This window comes from Testudinibacter sp. TW-1, assembly GCF_050613185.1.
Taxonomy (GTDB): Bacteria; Pseudomonadota; Gammaproteobacteria; order Enterobacterales; family Pasteurellaceae; genus Chelonobacter.
On the sequence record NZ_CP192511.1, the window covers coordinates 2,658,754 to 2,681,086 of the forward strand.

General features: G+C 46.4%; 19 protein-coding genes. 4 read left to right on the forward strand and 15 right to left on the reverse strand.

Annotated features, from left to right (window positions below; all coding sequences use genetic code 11):
• Positions 1–9: 9 nt before the first annotated feature.
• Together ACQ31U_RS12765 and ACQ31U_RS12770 are read right to left on the reverse strand one after the other, a co-directional pair.
• Positions 10–570 carry a DUF882 domain-containing protein gene (locus ACQ31U_RS12765; RefSeq protein WP_431052656.1) on the reverse strand — a complete coding sequence of 187 codons (561 nt, stop codon included), beginning with the start codon at positions 568–570 and terminating at the stop codon, positions 10–12.
• 163 nt (positions 571–733) lie between these two features.
• The gene (locus ACQ31U_RS12770; protein WP_431052658.1) at positions 734–2,497 is read right to left on the reverse strand and encodes a L,D-transpeptidase family protein; all 1,764 of its coding nucleotides are present in this window, start codon (positions 2,495–2,497) and stop codon (positions 734–736) included.
• 165 nt (positions 2,498–2,662) lie between these two features.
• Between ACQ31U_RS12770 and xthA the strand changes: the two genes are divergently transcribed.
• Together xthA and ACQ31U_RS12780 are read left to right on the forward strand one after the other, a co-directional pair.
• Positions 2,663–3,466, forward strand: a complete 804-nt coding sequence (gene xthA, locus ACQ31U_RS12775; protein ID WP_431052660.1) for an exodeoxyribonuclease III — start codon at positions 2,663–2,665, stop codon at positions 3,464–3,466.
• A gap of 9 nt (positions 3,467–3,475) precedes the next feature.
• The gene (locus ACQ31U_RS12780) at positions 3,476–4,246 is read left to right on the forward strand and encodes a TIGR01619 family protein (protein ID WP_431052662.1); all 771 of its coding nucleotides are present in this window, start codon (positions 3,476–3,478) and stop codon (positions 4,244–4,246) included.
• Between the two features lie 46 nt (positions 4,247–4,292).
• Here the strand turns inward: ACQ31U_RS12780 and ACQ31U_RS12785 are convergent, their stop codons facing one another.
• Positions 4,293–4,856, reverse strand: a complete 564-nt coding sequence (locus ACQ31U_RS12785) for a DUF1287 domain-containing protein (protein WP_431052664.1) — start codon at positions 4,854–4,856, stop codon at positions 4,293–4,295.
• A 119-nt stretch (positions 4,857–4,975) separates the two neighbouring features.
• On the reverse strand, positions 4,976–6,415 hold the full coding sequence (pyk, locus tag ACQ31U_RS12790; protein WP_431052666.1) for a pyruvate kinase: 1,440 nt from the start codon (positions 6,413–6,415) through the stop codon (positions 4,976–4,978).
• A 216-nt stretch (positions 6,416–6,631) separates the two neighbouring features.
• Here pyk and sixA point away from each other — a divergent pair, with 216 nt between their 5' ends.
• A complete protein-coding gene (gene sixA, locus ACQ31U_RS12795; RefSeq protein WP_431052668.1) occupies positions 6,632–7,099 on the forward strand; it encodes a phosphohistidine phosphatase SixA in 468 nt (155 codons plus the stop codon).
• Positions 7,100–7,183: 84 nt separating this feature from the next.
• Here the strand turns inward: sixA and ACQ31U_RS12800 are convergent, their stop codons facing one another.
• From ACQ31U_RS12800 to ACQ31U_RS12815, 4 genes are all read right to left on the reverse strand, one after another.
• Positions 7,184–7,978, reverse strand: coding sequence for an ABC transporter ATP-binding protein (locus ACQ31U_RS12800; RefSeq protein WP_431052670.1), 795 nt, complete (start codon positions 7,976–7,978; stop codon positions 7,184–7,186).
• Positions 7,979–7,983: 5 nt separating this feature from the next.
• Entirely contained in the window at positions 7,984–8,883 is a 900-nt protein-coding gene (locus ACQ31U_RS12805; protein ID WP_431052672.1) for an ABC transporter permease, read from the reverse strand.
• A gap of 162 nt (positions 8,884–9,045) precedes the next feature.
• Positions 9,046–10,014 (reverse strand): ABC transporter substrate-binding protein, encoded by a 969-nt coding sequence (locus ACQ31U_RS12810; protein ID WP_431052674.1) that lies wholly within the window; start codon positions 10,012–10,014, stop codon positions 9,046–9,048.
• A gap of 210 nt (positions 10,015–10,224) precedes the next feature.
• Positions 10,225–11,199, reverse strand: a complete 975-nt coding sequence (locus ACQ31U_RS12815; protein WP_431054351.1) for an ABC transporter substrate-binding protein — start codon at positions 11,197–11,199, stop codon at positions 10,225–10,227.
• A gap of 224 nt (positions 11,200–11,423) precedes the next feature.
• Here ACQ31U_RS12815 and yegQ point away from each other — a divergent pair, with 224 nt between their 5' ends.
• Positions 11,424–12,797 carry a tRNA 5-hydroxyuridine modification protein YegQ gene (gene yegQ / locus ACQ31U_RS12820; RefSeq protein ID WP_431054352.1) on the forward strand — a complete coding sequence of 458 codons (1,374 nt, stop codon included), beginning with the start codon at positions 11,424–11,426 and terminating at the stop codon, positions 12,795–12,797.
• Between the two features lie 148 nt (positions 12,798–12,945).
• On the opposite strand, the gene ACQ31U_RS12825 is transcribed toward yegQ, so the two are convergent.
• From ACQ31U_RS12825 to ACQ31U_RS12855, 7 genes are all read right to left on the reverse strand, one after another.
• Positions 12,946–13,632 carry a DUF554 domain-containing protein gene (locus ACQ31U_RS12825; RefSeq protein WP_431052676.1) on the reverse strand — a complete coding sequence of 229 codons (687 nt, stop codon included), beginning with the start codon at positions 13,630–13,632 and terminating at the stop codon, positions 12,946–12,948.
• A gap of 16 nt (positions 13,633–13,648) precedes the next feature.
• Complete coding sequence (locus ACQ31U_RS12830; RefSeq protein WP_431052678.1) at positions 13,649–15,004, reverse strand: anti-phage deoxyguanosine triphosphatase; 1,356 nt, start codon at positions 15,002–15,004, stop codon at positions 13,649–13,651.
• Between the two features lie 29 nt (positions 15,005–15,033).
• Positions 15,034–15,630: a 5'-deoxynucleotidase gene (gene yfbR, locus ACQ31U_RS12835; RefSeq protein ID WP_431052680.1), complete on the reverse strand. Its 597-nt coding sequence runs from the start codon at positions 15,628–15,630 to the stop codon at positions 15,034–15,036.
• A 129-nt stretch (positions 15,631–15,759) separates the two neighbouring features.
• A complete protein-coding gene (locus tag ACQ31U_RS12840) occupies positions 15,760–16,668 on the reverse strand; it encodes an OmpA family protein (RefSeq protein WP_431052682.1) in 909 nt (302 codons plus the stop codon).
• 274 nt (positions 16,669–16,942) lie between these two features.
• A complete protein-coding gene (locus ACQ31U_RS12845) occupies positions 16,943–17,953 on the reverse strand; it encodes an OmpA/MotB family protein (RefSeq protein WP_431052684.1) in 1,011 nt (336 codons plus the stop codon).
• A 97-nt stretch (positions 17,954–18,050) separates the two neighbouring features.
• Entirely contained in the window at positions 18,051–19,070 is a 1,020-nt protein-coding gene (locus ACQ31U_RS12850; protein ID WP_431052686.1) for a hypothetical protein, read from the reverse strand.
• 25 nt (positions 19,071–19,095) lie between these two features.
• The gene (locus ACQ31U_RS12855; RefSeq protein ID WP_431052688.1) at positions 19,096–22,281 is read right to left on the reverse strand and encodes a UDP-N-acetylmuramoyl-tripeptide--D-alanyl-D-alanine ligase; all 3,186 of its coding nucleotides are present in this window, start codon (positions 22,279–22,281) and stop codon (positions 19,096–19,098) included.
• Positions 22,282–22,333 lie beyond the last annotated feature (52 nt).

Consider the following 22,333-nt stretch of genomic DNA (forward strand, 5'->3'; position numbering starts at 1 on the left):
ATACTTGTATCAACTCCCGCGCCAAGTGCGGTTCGGGCCAACATCAATATGCACAAAATTACTGCGCGGATAATAACCGACTCCGCCATTATTCAGGCGGGTCGCCGCTTTGCGCACATTTGCCAAAGATACGCCGTCGATACGGAAGTCAATCGCTTCCCCCCGCATATGGTAGCTGTTTTTTGCCACCCCGCGGCTGCGCGCGCTCATGGCGGCATTAGTCGCCGGCGCACGATAACCGCAGATGATTTGGATTTCGGTATTACGCAAACCTAAATTACCTTGAATTTGGTACAGTTTACTGAACAGTCGGGGATCAATACGGTGGACTTTTTGACTGCGGCGATCTCTGAGCAGATGATTCAATTTTTTTAAATCGGTGGTGTTGCTGATTTTGCCGTTTGTTAAGGCTGAAGTAAGTCGTTCTCCGGTATTGATATTTCTAAAAGTCATCACCCTTGGCTTAGGGGTGGAAACGGCTGCCAGCAACTCGGTCGGCAACAGTGTGCCGCCCAGTACAATGCCGCCCAAGGCTAACCACTTACGGCGCGAGTTATTGATTTCGGTCATAGTCTTTGAATGAGTAATAAAATAGTGGATTAAATGTGTTTATTCGACGCTAAAAAACCAAACAAGTTCATTTTCTAGCAAATTTTGCCTAGAAAAACATAAAAAAAGCTATTAATCAATAGCTTTTTTATAATTTTGCGATATATGCTGCAATTTTGGTGTTTTAATTCAGTAATTGCTTCACATTTCTCCAATTCACATTGGTTTTTGCCAATTTGCGATCATGACCATAAATATCCGGCGCGGTTTGCACTTTGCCGTTATCGACCCATGCGGTCACATAATACAAATAGACATCATCGCGCTTGCTCAGATTAGCCGATGTGTTTTTTTTGCTGGCAAGCACCTGCCGTTGACGTTCGTTGCTCCAGCCGTTTTCCTGCAACAATAAAGTCGCCAGTTCATCCGATTTATGCACCCGCACACAACCTGAGCTTAAGGCACGATCATTACGCCCGAATAAGCCTCTGGACGGGGTATCGTGCAAATAAATCGCGTCGCTACTCGGCATATTGAATTTGTAGTTACCTAAGGCACTGTCGCCACCCGGGGCTTGACGCAATCGGTACGGAAAGTTTTTCGCCGTCATATTTTCCCAGTCAATGGTGTAAGGATCGATCGTACGTCCTTTGCCATCAATAATGGTGTAGCCCTTGCGGTAGATATAGCTCGGATCTTGGCGCACTTTCGGGATAATGTCTTGGTTAATATTGCGCACCGGCGCGTTCCATGGCGGATTGACCACCACGTTACTCAAACGGCTTGACATCACCGGCGTCGGGCGGTCTTTTTTACCGACAATCACTTTAGAATCCAACACCAATTTGCCGTCACGATAATAATGCAGCTTATAGGTCGGGATATTGACGAAAATGCCGTTGGTTTCGTTTGGCAATACGCTTAAACGCTGCGCGTTAATCGATAATTTATACAGATTACTGGTTAAATTTTGATTTAACAGATTGCGCGTACCGGCACCGACAATGCCGTCGGCCGTTAAACCGTTTTGGGCTTGAAATTGTTTCACCGCCGCCAACAATTCATCATCATAAATACTGCCGTTATGTGTTGCAGGTAAAAAGCCTTTGCCTTTCAAAATGGTCGCCAAATTTTTTACATCCGCTGATTGCATGCCCGGCTTTAACGTTTCGCTCACACTGACCGAACTGGCGATACTGTCAGGCAAAGAGCGCAAGACTGTTTCAACGGTTTGCTTATAACGCTTGTTATTTGACGCCAATTTTTGTACGAATGCCGCCGTTTGCCCGTCGCCGATCGCTTGTTTCCAAGCGGCAATTTTGCTTTCGCTTGGCAAAGTTGCTTTATAACCACTGTTGCCATACAGCCATTTGGCTGAGGATCTTTTCAAATTTTCTTGATAATACAAATAGTTCAGGAAAGCGTCACTCAACAAAATATCGCGCACCATGCCATCATCGCTACGGCTGATTTCCGCTAAGGTATCGGCTGCCGTGTGGGAAACCCCGCTTAGCACCCACACCACATACTGTTGTAAAAATGATTTTTCCGCCGCTTTATCCGTCCAAATCGGCGCAAATTGGTGATCCGCATACAAATCGGCAAGTGCGGATTCAAATTGGACTTCAGTTCCGTTCAACAACTGCTGTAGTTTTTCCTGTGCCGCTTGTTTTGCCGCTAATGCCGCGGCTATTTCTACCGCACTTTGGCTGTTTTCGGCCTCTTGCTGTATTGCGACATCAACCGCTTGCAGCGCTTCTTCCCCGACTTGCTGCACCTGAGCAGCCGCTTGTTGCACCTCATTATTAACAGGCGCTATGATTTGCTGCGCTTGGGCTTGGGCTTCATCCGATGCCGCACTCTGTTCCGCCACTGCGGAAGTCGCGCAAAGCAGTCCACCGATAATCGACAAGCGTAATACTTTGGACATTCCATTGTTATTGAACATCTTTTAACCTTTTAATAGAAAAAAATTGGCGTTATTTTAACAAAAATAGAGAAAGGATTAAATAAAAATTTACCCAATAAAAAACAGAGGGGCCGCACAGACAGATTTCGCAAACTCTGCTAAAATCCGTCTTTCGGAGAATAAAGAAAAATAAACAGGCTAATCATGAAATTTGTATCATTTAATATTAACGGACTCAGAGCAAGACCGCTGCAATTGGAAGCGATTGTCGCCAAACATCAGCCCGATGTGATCGGACTGCAGGAAATCAAGGTTGCGGATGAAGATTTTCCTTATCATTTGGTGGAAAATTTAGGCTATCATGTGTTTCACCATGGGCAGAAAGGCCATTACGGCGTTGCATTGCTGTGCAAACAGCAACCGTTAGCGGTGCGGCGCGGCTTTCCCGACGATACCCCGGACGCGCAAAAGCGGATTATTATGGCGGATCTGGCAATGGAGAATGGCACGGTAACAGTGATCAACGGCTATTTTCCGCAAGGCGAAAGCCGCAGCCATGAAACCAAATTTCCGGCAAAAGAAAAATTTTATGCCGATTTGCAAACCTATTTGGAAAGCCACTTGCCTGCCGAAAATCAGGTCATCATTATGGGCGATATGAACATCAGCCCGACGGACTTAGACATTGGTATCGGCGAAGAGAATCGCAAACGTTGGCTGCGCACCGGCAAATGCTCGTTTCTGCCGGAAGAGAGAGAATGGTTGCAACGCTTATTGGATTTCGGCGTGGTTGATACGTTCCGCCATTTAAACCCGAGCGCCGACGATCGTTTCTCTTGGTTTGATTATCGTTCCAAAGGATTTGACGACAACCGTGGCTTGCGCATTGATTTGATTCTGGCAAATACCGCACTTGCACAGCGTTGTATCGAAACCGGAATTGATTTGGAGATCAGAGCGATGGAGAAACCGTCGGATCATGCGCCGGTGTGGGCTTCATTTAAATAAGGCGGAATTATGGTAGCAAAAAACAATTGGCAAACCTACCGTACCGCCCTGAAAGACAAAGAGGCGGTTATTACGGTGAATTTGGCAATCGCCGAACAACTGGACGAAAATGCACATTCGTATGTCGTACATTTTTCCCTTCCTTTATCGTTGGGCAGCGATCAAAGCATTACTACGGCACAGCACTATTTGGATCAATTTTCACAAACCTTACTGCCGCTAATGGCGCTGAATGACAGTTTGTTTGCCGGTTATATTGTTGCCGATGGTCAAATCACCCTGTATTTTTACACTAAAGATACCGAGGCATTCACTCGGTCACTGCAACAACTGGATTTCATTCGCAGTAACGGGATTGTTCCGATCAGTCAGGCTGATCCGAATTGTGATTTATATTACGATTTCCTGCTGCCTTCTCCGCTGGAAATGAAGTTGAATGCCACAGCCGATACCCTGACCTTGTTGCAGCAAGAAGGCGAAGATCTGTCAAAACCGCGTCAAATCACACATAAATTCCAGTTTGAACGTGAAGAGATGATGGAGGAATTTATTGATTATTTCTCCCAACAACTTTCTTTTGATATTAAATACACCGAAACGCCGGTGCAATATGACGGAGAAAGCGTTTATCTGGTCAACTTGGAACAAGAGGCCAGCTTGGATGATGAGTCTATTTTCAGTTTAGTGGAGGAGTTTGAACGACAAGCGGCAGAATACGACGGCGAATATAACGGCTGGGAATGCCAGATGTTAAGCAGCAGCGAGAAAGCCGTGCATTAACGCTTAATCGGGTCTGCCATAGACCCATTTTATTCCGTGCTTAAGCTTAATAGCGATAATGTCCGACCATTTTGTATTTAAACAAAATATCTTCTTCCTGTGTGCCGCGCCCGATATTGTGAATAATTAACGGAATGCCGCCAGCGCTTTTTTTATCCGAGACGATTCCGATATGCGGTGCGTTATTGTCTAAACGCCAAGTCACAATATCCCCGGCTTGAAAATCAGCCACATCGGTTAACGACCGCAGGTTGGCATGACGTTTAAAATAAACCTCCAAATTAGGCACTCGGCGGTGATCGATATTACGATCAATCGTTTTTAAACCCCAATTTTTCGGATATTGTTCCCATGCCTTCTTCATATCTTCATGCACTAAGCGCTGCAAATCTTTATCCTGCCGACGTAAAGCGCGGATCACCACATCGCTGCAAACCCCTTTCGACGGTTCGATATCCCCCATCGGATAAGCCAATTTGCGATAGGCGGAATCATAGGTCAAGGTGACGCCGATCTGACTGCGGGCATCACGCACCAGTTGTTGCCCGTCTAACGCAGCATAAACGCTCGGAAGCCATAAAAGTGCGGTCAAAAACCATAAATAGCGCATTGTTATCTCCCAAATGAATCGTTTCTCTACATAAAAAGGTGGATAAAAAAGATCAAGAAAAAACCTCTCGCTTCGTCATGAAGATCGAGAGGTTTTCATTCTTAATCAGCGGTTGCCAATTATTCAACCACTAAAGTACGGCAAGTGTTAGTGCCGCCTTCGGCAAGTTCATCGCCTTGGGTCAACAACACTAAATCGCCGGAAACCAAATAACCTTTGTCTTTCAGCAATTCAATCGCGTTTTTCGCACCTTCAACGGTACGGCTGGCTTCTTCACAGTAAACCGGCGTTACCCCGCGATACAGTGCCGCCAAGTTCAATGCATGTTGATTACGCGATAAGGCGAAAATCGGCAAACCGGAACTGACGCGTGACATCAAAAGTGCGGTACGGCCGGAGCTGGTCATCGCAATAATGGCGCTTACGCCTTTTAAGTGGTTGGCCGCGTACATCGCCGACATCGCAACGGATTCTTCAATGCTGCTGAATACCGCGTCCATACGGTGGCGGGACACATTAATGCTTGGCATTTTTTCTGCGCCCAAGCAAACTTTCGCCATTGAAGCAACGGTCTCCGCCGGGTATTGACCCGCCGCCGTTTCCGCTGACAACATCACCGCATCGGTGCCGTCCAACACCGCATTCGCCACATCCATCACTTCCGCACGGGTTGGCATAGGATTGCTGATCATCGATTCCATCATTTGGGTTGCGGTGATCACCACACGGTTCAAGCGGCGTGAACGACGGATCAGTTTCTTCTGAACACCAACCAATTCCGGATCGCCGATTTCCACCCCTAAGTCGCCACGCGCCACCATGATCACATCGGAGGCTAAGATCACATCGTCCATCGCTTCATCGGTCGCAACCGCTTCGGCACGTTCCACTTTGGCGACGATTTTGGCATTCAAACCCGCTTCTTGTGCCAGTTGGCGCGCATAATGCAGATCCGCACCGTTGCGTGGGAAAGAAACCGCCAAATAATCCACGCCGATTTTCGCCGCTGTAATAATGTCGGCTTTATCTTTCGGGGTTAACGCATCGGCAGACAAACCGCCGCCCAATTTGTTGATCCCTTTGTTGTTCGATAACGGACCGCCGACAGTCACTTCGGTAAACACTTTGTTACCTTCGGTCGATAACACTTTCAATTGCACCCGGCCATCGTCCAGCAACAGAATGTCGCCCGGCACCACGTCTTTCGGTAATTCTTTATAATCCAAACCAACGCCGTCTTGGTTGCCTTCGCCTTTAGGCAAGTCTGCATCCAAGACGAATTTATCACCGATGTTCAGGAAAATTTTGCCGTCTTTAAAGGTCGAAACACGAATTTTAGGCCCCTGCAAATCACCTAAAATCGCCACTTGTTTACCCAATTTTTTCGCGATTTCGCGTACTTTATTCGCACGGCCGATATGATCGTCAGGCGTACCATGGGAGAAGTTCATACGAACCACATTCGCACCTGCCGCAATAATTTTCTCTAAGTTGTTATCACGGTCAGTTGCCGGACCCATTGTACAAACAATTTTCGTTCTTCTCAGTCTTCTTGACATGAACATACCTCTAAAGTATTGGTGATAGGATGAATAGATGACAGTGGGTGACATCGAATTGAAAATAAAATGACACCGACCGTAAAATTGGCTGTATTATACGCTCAAATTAAATGTAGATCGAGATCACAAACTGGAAATTTTTGTTTTGTTTGCCATTACAAACGGTTATCTTATAGGGCAAGGAACGTAATCACATCACAGGATAGAGGTTATATGCGAATTTTTATTATGCGTCACGGAGAAGCCGAGCTGGTTGCACGCAACGATACGCAGCGCAATTTGACCGCGCACGGTATTAAACAAGCGAAACAGCAAGGTGTCTGGCTGAGTGAAGCGGCAAGTCAGATTGAAAAAGTCATGGTCAGCCCGTATAACCGTGCCCAGCAAACTTATCAGGCTTTAGCCGACACGACACAAACCGCACTTCCCAATGAAATCGAAACCTGGGACGCCATCACCCCTTATGGCAACAGCCATATTGTCGTGGATTATCTGACCACTTTATGGCAAGACGGCGTAGCCAGCGTTTTATTGGTTTCTCATTTACCCTTCGTTGAGGATCTGGTCACCGCACTTTGCGGCTCGGCGCAACAAATCGGCTTCAGCACCGGCACCCTCGTCGAAATCGAATGGCAAGGCAAAGACGGCGAATTCATTTGCAGTAGCCGACCGGAAGTTTAAGTAAAACGCAATTTCCTTATAATACAAAACCGCACTTTGCTTTCATGATAAACAAAGTGCGGTTAGACTGCGCATTAGCGTGGGTTAACCCAGCAGCAAGCTGTCATCGGTAATTTCTTCACCGCGGGTTTTCTCAAACAGTTGTAGCAAATCTGGCACATCCATTTTATCGCGGATTTCGCCTTTCACATCCAACACCACTTGCCCTTGGTGCAACATCACCGTGCGTTCGCCGTGATCAAGCGCTTGGCGCATTGAGTGAGTCACCATCATCACTGTCAGCTTATTTTCTTTAACAATGCGATCAGTCAACTCCATCACAAAAGCGGCGGTTTTCGGATCAAGGGCGGCGGTGTGTTCGTCTAATAACAGAATATTCGACGGCTGTAACGACGCCATTAATAAGCTGACCGCCTGCCGTTGCCCGCCGGAAAGCAACCCCATGCGGTCGGTCAGGCGATCTTCCAGACCGAGCTTTAACATCGATAGCTTTTCCCGGAACAGATCGCGCGCGGCTTTATTGGTGAAAAACGATAAACCGCGTTTTCTGCCGCGGTTATAAGCCAACGCCATATTTTCCTCAATCGTCAGTCCTTCGCAGGTGCCGAGCATCGGATCTTGGAACACGCGTGCCACCGACGCCGCACGCTGCCATGTGCCTTTACGGGTTACGTCTTTACCATTCAGATAAATTTTACCCGAATCAACCAAGTAATCGCCGCAAATTGCATTTAATAGGGTCGATTTACCTGCGCCGTTACTGCCGATAACGGTCACAAACTCCCCTTCGCCAATATCCAACGACAGCCCGCGCAGCACCGGATTTTCAATCGGAGTGCCACGGTTGAAGGTTATTTTTAAATCATCTAATTTCATCATAAGCGTTACGACTTCTTGGCTAAAAATTTACTTTTCATCTGCGGTGCAATCAACACCAACACCACTAAAATCGCAGTCACCAAATTCAGATCCTGCGCACCGAAACCGATTTCACGCAAGGTATCGCTGCTGAGCGCCACCGCGATAAAGAAACGGTATAAAATCGAACCGACCACCACGGCAAGCGTGATCACCAGAATACGTTTCGATGGAATCAAGGTCTCGCCGATAATCACCGCCGCCAAGCCGATCACAATCGTGCCCACGCCGATCGACATATCCGCCCCGCCTTGGGTTTGCACATACAGCGAACCGCCGAGCGCAATCAAGGCGTTGGAAATCGCCATGCCTAAGAAAATCATTTTCCCGGTCGGAATGCCTTGCGCTTTTGCCATGCGTAAATTCGCCCCGGTCGCGCGCACCGCCAAACCGATCTCGGTGTTGAAAAACCAATCCAGTGCCAATTTCGCCACAATCACAAAACCAAGCACAAACAACGGCTGAATATACAGTTGGTTACTGGCATCTTCATTGATAAACGGCGCATAAATCGTCGGCTCGTTCAAGAGGGATAAATTCGGCGAGCCCATCACGCGTAAATTCACCGAATAGAGCGCGATCATCACCAAAATACTGGCGAGCAGTTGTAAGATTTTGAGCGAAACGTGTAACCATGCGGTCACCAAACCGGCAGCCGCGCCGGCAAGGGCGGCGGCAAAAGTGGCAATCCAAGGGTCGACGCCATTGACGATACACACCGCACACACCGCGCCCCCCAAGGGAAAACTGCCGTCGGCAGTCAAATCCGGAAAGTCTAAAATACGAAAGGAAATCAGTACGCCCAACGCAACTAAGGCATAGATCAACCCGATCTCTAAAGCACCTAAAAATAATACCGAAGTCATAATCATCAATCTTTAATCAGAAAACCGCACTTTGCCTCAGGTTGAAGAAAAGTGCGGTATAAATATAATCAACATTAAATGTCTTGTTATACTATCACAGTGATACAGGTTAGCCTTGTATCATTTTTATCAACCGCGATAGTTCGCTTAAAAAGCAATCAACTATTCGCTAATCACCTCTTTCGCCGAGTCAATCAAGGATTGCGGCACCGTTACCCCAAAGGCTTTGGCGGATTTCAAATTCAGGTGTAAATCCAATTTATCCATGGTTTTCACCGGGATATCACCTGCCTTTTCACCGTCAAGAATTCTTGACATCATTTTGCCGGTTTCTTCGCCCAAGATATAATAGTTGTTGGATAATGCCGCAATTGCGCCGCGCGCAACGGTGCTGGTATCGGAAGCGATCAACGGAATGCCTGAATCCAACGCCGCTTTATACAGCGCTTCATAAGCGGACACCACATTATTGTCGGTTGAGGTATAAATCACATCAACTTTGCCTTTTAAACTGCGCGCGGCAGTGCCGATGTCGGTGGTGCGCGGTGCGGGGGCTTCCACCACCTCAAATCCGTTCGCTTTGCCCGCTTCTTGCAACTGCTTCAACACCACCACCGAATTGACTTCGCCGGTACTATAGACATAGCCGATTTTTTTCAAATTCGGGATTAACTGTTTAATTAAATCAATTTGCGGCTGAATCAACAATGTATCCGAAGCCCCGGTGACATTGGTGCCGGACGCGTCCCAATCCTTCACCAACTTCGCCGCCACCGGATCAGAAATCGCAGAAAACACCACCGGAATATGACGCGTCGCCGCCACCACCGATTGCGCGCTCGGCGTACCGATTGCCAAAATCACATCCGGTTTGTCGCCTACGAATTTACGTGCAATTTGCGCCGCGGTTGCCGTGTTGCCCTGCGCGCTTTGGAAATCCACTTTCAAATTTTTGCCTTGTTCATAACCGGCTTTTTTCAGTTCCGCCAACGCCCCTTCCCGCACCGCGTCCAACGCCGGATGTTCCACAATTGCGGTGATCGCTACATTTTTGACCTCGTTCGCCACAGCGCCGCCACTGATCAATACCGCACTTAATGCCGCCCATAACATTGTTTTTACTGTTTTCATTCTTCACTCCTGTCAGACAAAATTATCTTACGGCTAAAGATAATCAAAATCCGTAATAAAATCAATACAACCGTAATAGAAATTATCCACCCTGAAGCATTAATGCCAATTTGCTCACAAATCAGGAAAAATAAGAAAGCATAGAATGTAAAAAACCGCACTTTGCGTTAATTGAACACAAAGTGCGGTTGAAATGAAAATCAAAAAATATTACGGATTAATCACGCGCGTGGCTTTCTCCAATAATGCTTGCGGCAGTTCAACGCCCTGCGATTTTGCCGCCTGCGGATTTAAATACAAATCCTGATCGGGCATGCGGATGGTTTCCAGTTCAGACACTTTCGCGCCACGCAAGACTTGCGCCGCCATTTTGCCGGTTTCGACCCCGATATGATATTGATTTGTCGCCAACGCTGCGATTGCGCCGCGCTCCACCGAACCAAAATCCGCTGCGATTAACGGGATCTTATTTTCCACCGCTACTTTGTATAACGCATCATACGCCGATACTACATTATTATCGGTCGAGGTATAAATCACCTGCACTTTGCCGATTAAGCTGCGCGCGGCGGTGCTGATGTCCACCGTGCGCTGCGCCGGGACTGCCAATACGCTGAGCCCTTGTTTCTCCGCTGCGACTTTCAGCATATCCAACACCGCCACCGAATTGGCTTCACCCGGGCTATACACATAACCGATTGACTTCACGTTCGGCACTAACGTTTGAATCAACTCAACTTGCGGCTCTAATGGAATTTGATCGGAAACACCGGCAACATTACCGGTATTTTTGCCCCACTGCTTCACCAATTTCGCCGCAATCGGATCGGTAATCGCACTAAAAATCACCGGAATTTGACGGGTTGCCGCCGCTACCGGCTGCGCACTCGGCGTGGTAATCGGAATAATCACCGCCGGTTTATCGCCGACAAATTTACGCGCAATCTGCCCGGCGGTCGCCGAACTGCCTTGCGCATTTTGGTAATCAATTTTAATCGTTTTGCCATCGACAAAGCCTTCATTTGCCAATTGGTCGATGATCCCCTTGCGAATTTCATCCAATGCCGGATGTTCGACAATCGCCGTGATTGCCACTCTTTGTTGAACACTTTTTTCAGCGTGTGCGGCGCTAAAAAACAGTAAACCGCCAAGTGCGGTTGCGAGTAAGGTTTTGCCTAATTTCATCATTCAATCCTTTTGTCGATTTGTATTGTTGTACTAGTTTGCTAGTATAGTGATTTTGAAATGAAATTCAACGCCTTCTTGCTTTTTTATTCGAAAATGTGATCACCGTTTCAGTTGCACAAAAAATAGCAACAGGATAAAATCGCCGTCCCTTTATACCGCACTTTGCTTTTTATAAGGCAAAAGGTATAACCTGACCTGACATCAGAAATAAGAGACAGATGATGAGCCAAACGAATTTCAAACCGGAACTGCTTTCGCCGGCCGGTTCACTCAAAAATATGCGCTATGCCTTTGCTTACGGCGCGGACGCGGTGTATGCCGGACAGCCGCGCTACAGCCTGCGCGTGCGCAACAACGAATTTAACCACGCCAACCTGAAAATCGGGATTGATGAAGCCCACGCCCTCGGCAAAAAGTTTTATGTGGTGGTGAATATCGCACCGCACAACTCCAAACTGAAAACCTTTATTCGCGATTTGCAACCGGTAATTGATATGAAACCCGACGCGCTGATTATGTCCGATCCGGGTTTGATTATGTTGGTGCGCCAACATTTTCCTGAGATGGATATTCACCTTTCGGTGCAAGCCAATGCGGTGAACTGGGCGAGTGTCAAATTTTGGCAACAAATGGGGCTGACGCGGGTGATTTTATCGCGTGAGTTGTCGCTGGATGAGATCGCTGAAATCCGCCGACAAGTGCCGGAAATCGAACTGGAAATTTTCGTACACGGTGCATTATGCATGGCATATTCCGGGCGCTGCCTGTTGTCGGGTTACATCAACAAACGCGATCCGAACCAAGGCACTTGCACCAATGCCTGCCGTTGGGAATATAACGTGAAAGAAGGCAAAGAAGACGAAATCGGCAATATCGTCAATCCGGATCACCTGATCGAAGTCAAAAACGTCGCGCCTACGCTGGGCGAAGGCAAACCGACTGACAGTGTGTTTCTCTTAACCGAAAGCCAGCGCCCTGACGAAGAAATGACCGCATTTGAAGACGAACACGGCACCTATATTATGAACTCGAAAGATCTGCGCGCGGTACAGCACGTTGAGAAGCTGACCGCACTTGGGGTTCATTCATTAAAAATCGAAGGGCGCACCAAATCATTCTACTACTGCGCACGCACCGCACAAGTCTATCGCAAGGCAATTGACGATGCCGCCGCCGGTAAGCCGTTTGACGAAAATTTAATGCACACCTTGGAATCGTTGGCACACCGCGGTTATACCGAGGGCTTTTTGCGCCGCCACACCCACGATGAATATCAAAATTACGACTACGGCTACTCGATCTCCGAACGGCAACAATTTGTCGGCGAATTCACCGGCGTGCGTAAAAACGGCATGGCGGAAGTGGCGGTAAAAAATAAATTCCTGCTTGGCGACGAAGTCGAACTGATGACCCCGAAAGGCAATATCGTGTTCAAGATCAACAAAATGCTCAACCGCAAAAACGAAGCGGTTGAGGTTGCGCCGGGCGACGGACATTTTGTGTTTTTAGAGGTACCTGAAGATATCGAGCTGAACTATGCGTTATTAATGCGCAACTTGGTCGATAGCAACACGCGCAATCCGCATAAGAAATAAATGTGAAATTTAACAAAATATTTCATATTTGTTATTGATTTGTGAAATTAGATAAGTATAATAGCGCCATACCCTAAAAAAGTATGACTCCAAATATATTTGCCCTTCCTTGCGGAGGGCTTTTTTTTTGCCTTGAATTCAGAGAAAACTAAAGGAAGAACGAAAACCCAATCGCCAATAGCGGTGCCAGCATAAAATTAGCGACGCGGATTTTGGTGATTTTCAGCATATTTAAGGCGATGGCGAGAATCAGCAAGCCGCCGACGGTGCTCATTTCATTGATTGCCTGTGCGGAAAGATAGGGACTGATTAAGCTGGCACTGAGTACGATAATGCCTTGATAAATCAGAATTGATACCGCCGAAAACGCCACGCCTATTCCCATGGTGGACGCAAACGCAATCGACACCATGCCGTCAATCACCGCTTTGGCGTATAAAGTTTGATGATTGCCGGCAAGCCCGCTTTCCAACGAACCGACCATGCCCATTGCGCCGACACAAAACAGCAGCGACGCATTGACAAAACCTTCGGCAATCGCCAATTCGCCTTTGCCACGATTAACTTTAGTTTGCACCCAGTCGCCAAGTGCGGTCAACTTGCTGTCTAATTTCAACAGTTCCCCCAGAATCGCACCAAGCACAATCGAAGCAACGATAATAAAAATATTACCGCCGCCAATCAGATTCTGCACCGCAACATAGGCAACACACAGCGCCAAGCCTTGCAACACACTGTCGATAACCTGCGTTTTTGCCCGGCTCGCCAACAAACTGCCAACGACTCCACCGACGACCACTAAGCCCGCATTAGCCAATACTCCGGATAAAATCATTTTTCTCTTCGCTTTATTATAATTGTTGGTACACTTTCAGCGCATAGGCGTCGGACATACCGGCGATGTAATCACAGATAATCCGTTTTTTATCACCGTCGACCGCACTTTGCCAACGTTTGGCGGTATTTGGCGGCAGCAAGCGCTGCGGATCAGATTCGAAAATTTGGAATAACTCAGATAAAATCCGCTGTCCTTTATATTCGATCCGTTGCGTATCGACATGACAAATCACATATTGCCAGACAAATTTTTTGAAAATACTTAGCACTTCCACCACTTCCGATGGCAACTCCGCATTATAACGCAGTAACGGATCGTTTAAGTTTTGGTTGATTTTCCAACGGGCGGAAGTGATAAAATAATTCACCAACGCCCCAATCGCATTTTTGCGCTGATAGTGATGTTCGGAAAACAGCTTTTCGCTCAACTCATCAATATGTTGTTGAACCCAAACGGATTGGCAATTTTTCAGTTGTTGATACGCCTGCTGCCACTGTTGCAGATTCACCACCCCGACCACAATCGCATCTTCCAAATCATGCACCGCATAGGCAATATCGTCCGCCAATTCCATAATGCTGCAATCCAATGATTTATACACGGTTTTCAACCTGTCTTGCGGCGTTTGCCGCGCTTGCCGATAGCGGCAAAATTCATCACGATCTGCGCGGCTTAACGGTTGCAGCAGCCAATCAAACACTGCAGAATCATCGCGGAACAAACCCTTTCCCGGTTTCCAATTGCGCATATTGACATAGCGCGGATCAGTCAAGTGCGGTTGCAGACCGCACTTGGCATATTGCGGCGAAGCGTCATCTAAAATCGTCGGGTATTTCACCACGCCTAAAATCGCGCGACGGGTCAAATTCATCCCGGCTTTTTCGGTGTACGGCTCTAATTTGGTAATCAGACGAAAAGTCTGGGCATTGCCTTCAAAACCGCCGGCTTGCGACATCATATAATTCAACGCCACTTCGCCGCCGTGTCCGAACGGCGGATGTCCGATGTCATGGGCAAAACAGAGGGTTTCGATCAGGCTAATCGGCGGCAACAACGGTTTCAGCATTTTCTGTAACTCATGTTCAGCGATATTCAACTGCGCCGATAACGCTTGAAACGGTTCGCTTAAACCCAGTTGCGCCGCCAAGCTGCTGCCGATTTGCGCCACTTCCAACGAATGGGTTAAGCGGGTACGATAAAAATCATTTTCGCCCACCGCATGAATTTGCGTTTTTGCCTGCAAACAGCGAAACGCCGCCGAGTGCAAAATCCGCCCGCGATCGCGCTGAAACGGCGAACGGTGATCATGCTCCCGTTTGGGATCGTCGATATAGCGTTGTTTCCACTCTTTTTTTATTGTGATTGCCATTCTGCCCTCTCAGACCGCACTTTGCCTTTTTACAGGCTCAATTCATCTAACGCTCGTCCAAAACTCGGCACGAACACCGTTAAAAAATAGTTCATTTCTTCGCTTTTCCACTCATCAAGCAAACCTTCTAGCCGTTTCAACGCCGGAATAAATTCTTGATTGCCGTGTTCCAACTCGGTGCGGGCTTTGATGTAAGCGCAAATCACATCCGCCTGCTTCACCAAGTGTTTATCTTGCGGGCTAATCAGTTCGGCACACAGCAACGGCGCAAAATCCGCTTGTAATGCCTGCGGCAGTAAGCGCAACAAATGCTTTTCCGCTTCGACCTCAATCCGTTTATAGGCTTCGGTAATCTGCGGGTTAAAATATTTGACCGGTGTCGGCAGATCGCCGGTAAAAATCTCACTGCTGTCATGATACATCGCAATCAGCGCAATCCGCTCCGGATTAACCGTGCCATTAAAAAAACGGTTTTTAATCAACGCCAAGGCATGCGCCACAAACGCCACTTGCAAACTGTGTTCCGCCAAATTCTCTTTATCGATATTGCGCATCAGCGACCAACGCCGGATTAACTTCAAGCGATCCAAACAGGCAAAAAAATGGCTGGGTTGAACATCTAACATAACGTACACGCCTTATTTCAATATAAAAACAAAAATCCCTCTATTTCCGATATGGTAAGCCGAAACCAGACTTATATACAGAAAAAAGAGAGATTTTTTATATTTTTATGTTATGCCGATAAATGCCGTTTAATTCGATTCGCTGCCGTAAACCACGATTTCTACACGGCGGTTTGGTAAATTACACGCCGTTTTGGCAGCAACGTTTTTACCATGTTCCGCTTCACAATTCGGCACTACCAAATCTCTTTCGCCATAACCTACCGCCGTGGTTGGAACAGTAACCCCCGCATTCATCAAAACTTCACGGATCGCATGCGCACGTCGTTCAGACAGTTTTTGGTTATATGAATCGGAACCGACCGGATCAGTATAGCCATTCACTTCAATCTTGCTGATAGCTTGACGGGTGATCCCTTTGATTTTCGCTGCAAATTCCTGCACATTACGCTTACCTTCCGGCAATACATCGTTATAGCTGTGTTTATTTAACGGAAAAGTCGCATTGGCATTTAATAATTTAGCATCCAGAACATATTCGTTTTGATTACAAGCACTTGGCAGCACACGTGAGATAGTCTGCGACTGCATTTGCAACAGCTTCACTTCTTCAAATCCCACTTCCGGCTCAACTCGCTCAAACATTGGCGAACCATCATTTCTCGCCTTTTTAATTTTAATATAAGTCACTTGCCGGCTTGGCGTCACAAATTTCACACCTTGAGTCCGATTACCGCCTTTACTGTTTGAGCTAAAAGAAGAGGTCATCAAATTACGATCTGCACATAAAATAATTGGACTGAAACCATTTTCTAATAAAGAAGTTTGATAATCACCATTTACATACACATTCACCGCCGGTCCTTGTACATCGGAGCCACGATAAAAAACAACGAGTCCTTGATTAGTTGCTAAATCTTCTGTACTGACAGAGGCGGGAATATAATTCTGCCACGTCTCTAACGGTCTGCCAGAGTGGGGTAAAGAACAAGCACTCAGTGCTAGCACCGTGCTTAAAAGTGCAATGTATTTTTTCATCAGGATTCCCTTTATACAGTTACTTGATATTAATGTAATAATTGGTAAATAATTGTTTGCATTTATAGCATGATTTATATTTTCACTTAATCTAATCTAAGTACAAGATATAAAAAAAGCTGATCTAAATGATCAGCTCAGGCTAATATCATTTCCCTCCCTCCCCATTTTTCTTGCGAAAAACGGTACTCCCTCCGCCCGCGGAGGGAGAGAAGTCAGTTTGTCAGCAATCTCAGCTGATCTAAATGATCAGCTTAAAGCACACTTTGTACTATTATTGAATCGCATAAACCGTAACTTCAACCCGGCGATTCGATTGATCGCAGGCTTCGCGCATTTTAGTGTCTGTCGGGTTGCGCTCAGCGCAATTTTTGGAAACTAATTGCTGCGAACCGTATCCAGTAACTTCCATTGGAAATTGGACTCCTTCACGTTGTAATAAATTGAGTACGGTTTTCGCTCTGTTGGCGGATAGTTGTCTACTTATAGCCGGGCTTTCATCCGGGGCGCTGTGTCCGCTGATAACAATATGGCTGATATGGCGCTGATCCAACCGCTTCAGATCGGCTGCCAAATCAAGAATTTCTTCCTTCCCTGCCGGAAACATTCCCGCTTGATCCGCCCTGCCGCTTCGAAATAACGTTCTGGCAGATAATGAGAAATTTTGCAAAACGGTTTTTTCCCGACATTCCGTCGCCGGGATCACCCGTGATAGCGTTTGCTTTTGTTCTGACATCTTTTGGATTACCCGCTCACCAGTTTCCGCATCGACACGTTCAAATTCCGGCTCACCATTATTACCGCGTACCACTTTGATAAAACTGCTCCGTTTAGCCGGAACAATAAAATAGATCCCTTCATCTTTATTCGCGAACGTAGTGTTACTGCTAAATGCGGTACTAAAAAAATGAGCCTGAGCACACAATGCAATAGCCTTATAATGATTTGGCAATAACGAAGCATGATAATCCCCATCAACATAAATATTCACTGCCGGTCCAGTGATTGCATTCGCATCACGATAAAAAATAACTTGCGATTGATTATCTTCTAACGTTTGCGAATTAAAAAACGTCGATGTGTGAGTCAACCAACGTTCAAATAATGGTTTTTGCTGCGTTGCCGTCGCACCAACGCTCCATACAAGTGCTATCACGGCAGTCGCAATGATATTTTTGTTCATATTCGCCCTAATTTTTATAGTATGCCCGTGTCGTATTAAACCGAATGCTTCAATACTCAAAAGAATAAAATCAGAAATTTTTGCTTTTTTGTAAAAATACATATTTTATTGTGTTATTTTACGTTTTTATTACCTGATTGCCAATCAAAACCGCACTTTGTTATCTTGATAGCATAAGCCTATAACTTGAATGAATCCCTCAAGGAATCTCAATTTGCAAAAACTGCTGCAACTCCTCGTTGTGCTGTTCCGCCGGAAGATAGTTATGAATTGCCCGTTTCAAAGCTAACCAAATATCCCGATTATACGCAGGGCTTTTCTGTTCGCGTTCTGCCCATCCATATTCCTGCCATCCTTGTCGGCGACTGACTGCTGCACTCTGTAGTGCCAACGCCTCAAATAAAGGGCGAATAAATGCAGTGCCATAAGCCAATTTATCTTTTACGATTAATGTATTATCAGTATATGTTTTCTTGGCAATATCCTCTGCCAACGAAAATCCGGGCTGTTCATCAAGCACGCGGAACAGTCGAATCCACATTTTGGAGGCTTGGTAACTTTGTGCCATTACCGATTCCAGCTCTTCGCGGTTTTGCGGCAAACGCTCATCCGCCCCCACGCCAACACCGGTTGCCAATAATGATTCTGACCAACGTGCCAACCCTTCTGTCAACCAAGCCTGTTTAAACATCATATAGCTGTTTTGATAAAGATGAAAAAGTTCATGTGCCGGTGTGCCATTACGATTAGCATATATTTGGTTACTCACTAACATACTGAGATGGCAGCCTGCGTTCTCTTCTTGACGGGTTGTTGTTACCTCATCGTAAGCCACTCCAAATCGACGATCACTCTCTTCAATCCTCACTTGAATATAATGCGCCTTGGCATAACGCGGCATAGACAAGGGCGCGGACAAACCCAATACGTGTTGATACAGTGCATCTGCAACTATCAGCTGGCGCTGAATGTCTTCTAACTGGACTTCACTCGCCAACGAATCGACTGCCGCAGTTTGCCCTTTCTCAACACGGACAACATAGCGAAATGGCGTATCGCCCTCAACCGTGGCTAACTGAGTTGGAGGCGTAAGCTTTAAGGCAATACAGGCGCCAACAGGCTGCTGCCCCACCAATGATGTGTTAGAGTCCGTATTCGCTTGTAAAATAACAGGAAAAGAAGTTAACATCATTGCTATCCAATATCTTAGTTGAATCATATAAACACTATTTCCGGTCAAATCATTATTTGCGCAAATAACTCACGACCCGATGTAATCCGCTGCCGTGTGACGATTTCAGTAACATCCGATCTGAGTCATGCAATGCGATCGTCTTATTTTCAAACAGATCGATTATCGTGTCAGCATTCGGCATCCAGTGCAAGTGCGGTATGCGATTTAATGATTTCAACGCTTGATACAATACCTGCATTTCTACACCAGATAAAATCACCATTCTTGCCTGAGTTTGCAACACATCATCTTGCAATTCCAGATGGTGTTGTCGACTGTCCGCCCCTAATTCCAACATATCCCCTAACACCAATACTCGCTGTTCAGGCAAGGTTGCCTCATCGGCGAATGCCTGTAACGCCGCTTTCATCGAAATCGGGTTGGCATTGTAGGCTTCGTTGATCACCGTTATCGTTTTATCCGCATAAGTACACTGGAACATATCGCCACGCCCTTCCACCGGCCGGAATTGCTCAAGTGCGGTCAGAATTTTCGCCAAATCCAAACCTTGTTGCTGAGCAATGGCGATAACCGCTAACGCGTTCAACATTAAGTGTTTCCCTTGCGCGCCTAATGTCACCGTGATTTCTTTACCGAATAGCGATACTCTGCCGCTGCCTTGTTGATAGCTCAACAAGCGCACATCCGCTTGTTCGTGTTCCCCGTAGCTGACTACGTTCAACTGTTGCTGGAGAGCCGCACGTTCAATCAAATCAAACTGCGCAATATCGCGACATACTACCGCAAGACCTTTAGGCGGCATTGCCTCGAAAATCCGGGATTTTTTGAGAGCGACGGTATCTAAATCATTATGGTATTCTAAGTGAGCGGCAGCGATATTGGTGATCACGGCAACATCCGGCTTCACCAATTGGCTGTTCAGCGACATATTGCCAATCGCCATTTCCAATATCCAGTGCGAAGCTGTTTGCGGCATACACGCCATATTCCACGCGATGCCAATGGGTAAATTGGCACTGCCTTGGGTTTGAGCTGTTGGCGCAATCGCAGATAAGGCTTGACTTAACATGGCAACGGTAGTGGTTTTACCTGCGCTACCAGTTACGCCGTAAGTTTTGCCACGATAAGTTGAGCGAGCCAGATGAGCCAAATCTAGCGTTGCTTTACGCACATTGCCCACCACCAATAACGGCACACCAAGGCTTGCATAAGTGTCCGGATCATCGGTAACAATCGCCGAAGCCCCTTTCAGCACAAAGGATTTCACCGCCACAAACGGCAGATAACCTATTTGCATATTTTTACCGCGAGCGACGATAATATGCCCTTTTTGGAAACTTTTCGGGAAAATACTCAACCCCGTCGGCTGCCAGTTTTCAGGCGCGGTAGTATGCCATTTTCCTTTCGTCGCCATTTCAACATTAATTGCATTAAATGCCATATTTTCTATCTTTTTCTGTTGTTGCAAACTGTTGGGATAGTTGCCGTTTTTCAATAATTCATAATAATGCACAAAGCCTGATAAATAGTGCTCCACATCATCAATCCGCACGCGGAACACATGGTGACGGATAAAAAAGCCGTGTAAAATCTTATTCGGATTCGCAAAATGCATCGCATTTTCAGGAAAGAAAAAGCCATTGACTAAATAATTGGCACGGGTGTGTAAAGCGGTATAAAACGCCGCCACATCAAAACCATTGAGGACCGTTTGATATTCGGGAAATTCGTCTAATTTCAGCAACATTTTATGAAATGCCATGCACAGTTCCAATAAAGTCGGAAACGTAGTCAAGCGATTCTGAATAAAATTGAGATAGCCTTTCACATTATCCACCGCAAATTGGAAATAACGCTGTTCAGGCTTATAACGCACTAACTCATTAGAACAGTAAGACAACCAATGATCGTGTGCTTTTTCATGATGGTTGGCGATAAAGAAATCAAATGCCTTTTCCACACAAACCAGCCAGCGCGGATCTTGAGTGATCCCATATAAACGCATTAAACCAAATGCCGCTTCACCATCGTAATAAATCGTGCGGGTTTTCTCCATCACGTCCAGTGTTTTGCCATTTAAAATATGCACAAAACTGCCGTCTGCTTCTTGCATTGCAACAATACCGAGCGCCAAATTTTCACACAAACCGAGCAAGCGTGAAGTGCGGTTATTCTTCGGAAACATCTGTGCATATTTCACAAACGCAAGAATGGCGACGGCATTGGCTCCGAGTTTGATTTCATTATTGGCTTCCAACACGTAAGCTTTGCCATCCGCATACTGCCGAATATTATGCGCTACAAAATAATCAATTGCCGTTTCTATGCGGTTTTGTACCGTTTGCAGTTCACCCGTATTGATTGTGCGTGGACTGATGTTGGTGCTTACCGTTTGATTGTCGGCGATTAATTGCCGACACAGCTCCAAGCCCTCCAACAAGGCATAGGTGCTAGAAGCGTGGCGCAGTGTGTTATAGGTTGGAATAGGCTTATCAAAGCATGGGAAATGTCCATACTGAAACAAACCGCTCTCTTCAATTTGACGGCTTAAATATTGGGTGCTTAAGTGCACCAACTCACCTGTCACGTCAGGATTTAAAGCAGACATCTGGCGGCGGCCATGTTGGCGCGGCAAGGTTGAAAGCACTTGCAATTGTTGCGTATCGGTATCCAAAAATACGCCCGCCGTGACAAATGTCATCACCGGCATATCCGCTGTAAAATTCGGCATTTGTTTGGATGAGAAACGCCCTTTCAAATAACGTTCCAAGTTTGCCTGATTGACGCCTGCCAACGGATTATCCGCCCCTAAATAAAGGGCTGCATGGGCATTCAATTCCATTTCGGTCGCCAACAACCAAGGCGAAGTCACGCCTTTGAAGGCGATACCGGAGCGGAAATAATTACGTTTGTAATTTTTCATCTCCTGCTGTAATTTCGCCCAGCTCGTTGCCGACTCACTCACAACCCATTCCACCTTTAACCATTTAACCGGCTGCTCAAAATGTTTGGCAAGTGCGGTGATCTTGTTTTCCAGTTTGGCTTGTACAGCTTGCCAATCACTACTCACTAATTCATTTTTATCAAAGAATAAACTGGCACATTTGGCACGTTTTTCACCACTACTGAGAGAAATAATCAAAATATCGGCTAATTCACCCATGCTATGTTGTTGCTTATAGCGAGCATGAATTTGTGGTAAATGATGAGTGAATAAGGTCAAGAGTGAAGTCATAATAGCCCTGCAGTCAGTAAATTTATCCTAAAATGATCCCAAATAATTGCTT

What these genes read in the sequence shown, in the direction of transcription:
- ACQ31U_RS12765 (WP_431052656.1), bottom strand. Translation starts at nt 570, where the DNA reads ATGACCGAAATCAATAACTCGCGCCGTAAGTGGTTAGCCTTGGGCGGC.
- ACQ31U_RS12770 (WP_431052658.1), bottom strand. Translation starts at nt 2,497, where the DNA reads ATGTTCAATAACAATGGAATGTCCAAAGTATTACGCTTGTCGATTATC.
- xthA (WP_431052660.1), top strand. Translation starts at nt 2,663, where the DNA reads ATGAAATTTGTATCATTTAATATTAACGGACTCAGAGCAAGACCGCTG.
- ACQ31U_RS12780 (WP_431052662.1), top strand. Translation starts at nt 3,476, where the DNA reads ATGGTAGCAAAAAACAATTGGCAAACCTACCGTACCGCCCTGAAAGAC.
- ACQ31U_RS12785 (WP_431052664.1), bottom strand. Translation starts at nt 4,856, where the DNA reads ATGCGCTATTTATGGTTTTTGACCGCACTTTTATGGCTTCCGAGCGTT.
- pyk (WP_431052666.1), bottom strand. Translation starts at nt 6,415, where the DNA reads ATGTCAAGAAGACTGAGAAGAACGAAAATTGTTTGTACAATGGGTCCG.
- sixA (WP_431052668.1), top strand. Translation starts at nt 6,632, where the DNA reads ATGCGAATTTTTATTATGCGTCACGGAGAAGCCGAGCTGGTTGCACGC.
- ACQ31U_RS12800 (WP_431052670.1), bottom strand. Translation starts at nt 7,978, where the DNA reads ATGATGAAATTAGATGATTTAAAAATAACCTTCAACCGTGGCACTCCG.
- ACQ31U_RS12805 (WP_431052672.1), bottom strand. Translation starts at nt 8,883, where the DNA reads ATGACTTCGGTATTATTTTTAGGTGCTTTAGAGATCGGGTTGATCTAT.
- ACQ31U_RS12810 (WP_431052674.1), bottom strand. Translation starts at nt 10,014, where the DNA reads ATGAAAACAGTAAAAACAATGTTATGGGCGGCATTAAGTGCGGTATTG.
- ACQ31U_RS12815 (WP_431054351.1), bottom strand. Translation starts at nt 11,199, where the DNA reads ATGAAATTAGGCAAAACCTTACTCGCAACCGCACTTGGCGGTTTACTG.
- yegQ (WP_431054352.1), top strand. Translation starts at nt 11,424, where the DNA reads ATGAGCCAAACGAATTTCAAACCGGAACTGCTTTCGCCGGCCGGTTCA.
- ACQ31U_RS12825 (WP_431052676.1), bottom strand. Translation starts at nt 13,632, where the DNA reads ATGATTTTATCCGGAGTATTGGCTAATGCGGGCTTAGTGGTCGTCGGT.
- ACQ31U_RS12830 (WP_431052678.1), bottom strand. Translation starts at nt 15,004, where the DNA reads ATGGCAATCACAATAAAAAAAGAGTGGAAACAACGCTATATCGACGAT.
- yfbR (WP_431052680.1), bottom strand. Translation starts at nt 15,630, where the DNA reads ATGTTAGATGTTCAACCCAGCCATTTTTTTGCCTGTTTGGATCGCTTG.
- ACQ31U_RS12840 (WP_431052682.1), bottom strand. Translation starts at nt 16,668, where the DNA reads ATGAAAAAATACATTGCACTTTTAAGCACGGTGCTAGCACTGAGTGCT.
- ACQ31U_RS12845 (WP_431052684.1), bottom strand. Translation starts at nt 17,953, where the DNA reads ATGTATTTTTACAAAAAAGCAAAAATTTCTGATTTTATTCTTTTGAGT.
- ACQ31U_RS12850 (WP_431052686.1), bottom strand. Translation starts at nt 19,070, where the DNA reads ATGATTCAACTAAGATATTGGATAGCAATGATGTTAACTTCTTTTCCT.
- ACQ31U_RS12855 (WP_431052688.1), bottom strand. Translation starts at nt 22,281, where the DNA reads ATGACTTCACTCTTGACCTTATTCACTCATCATTTACCACAAATTCAT.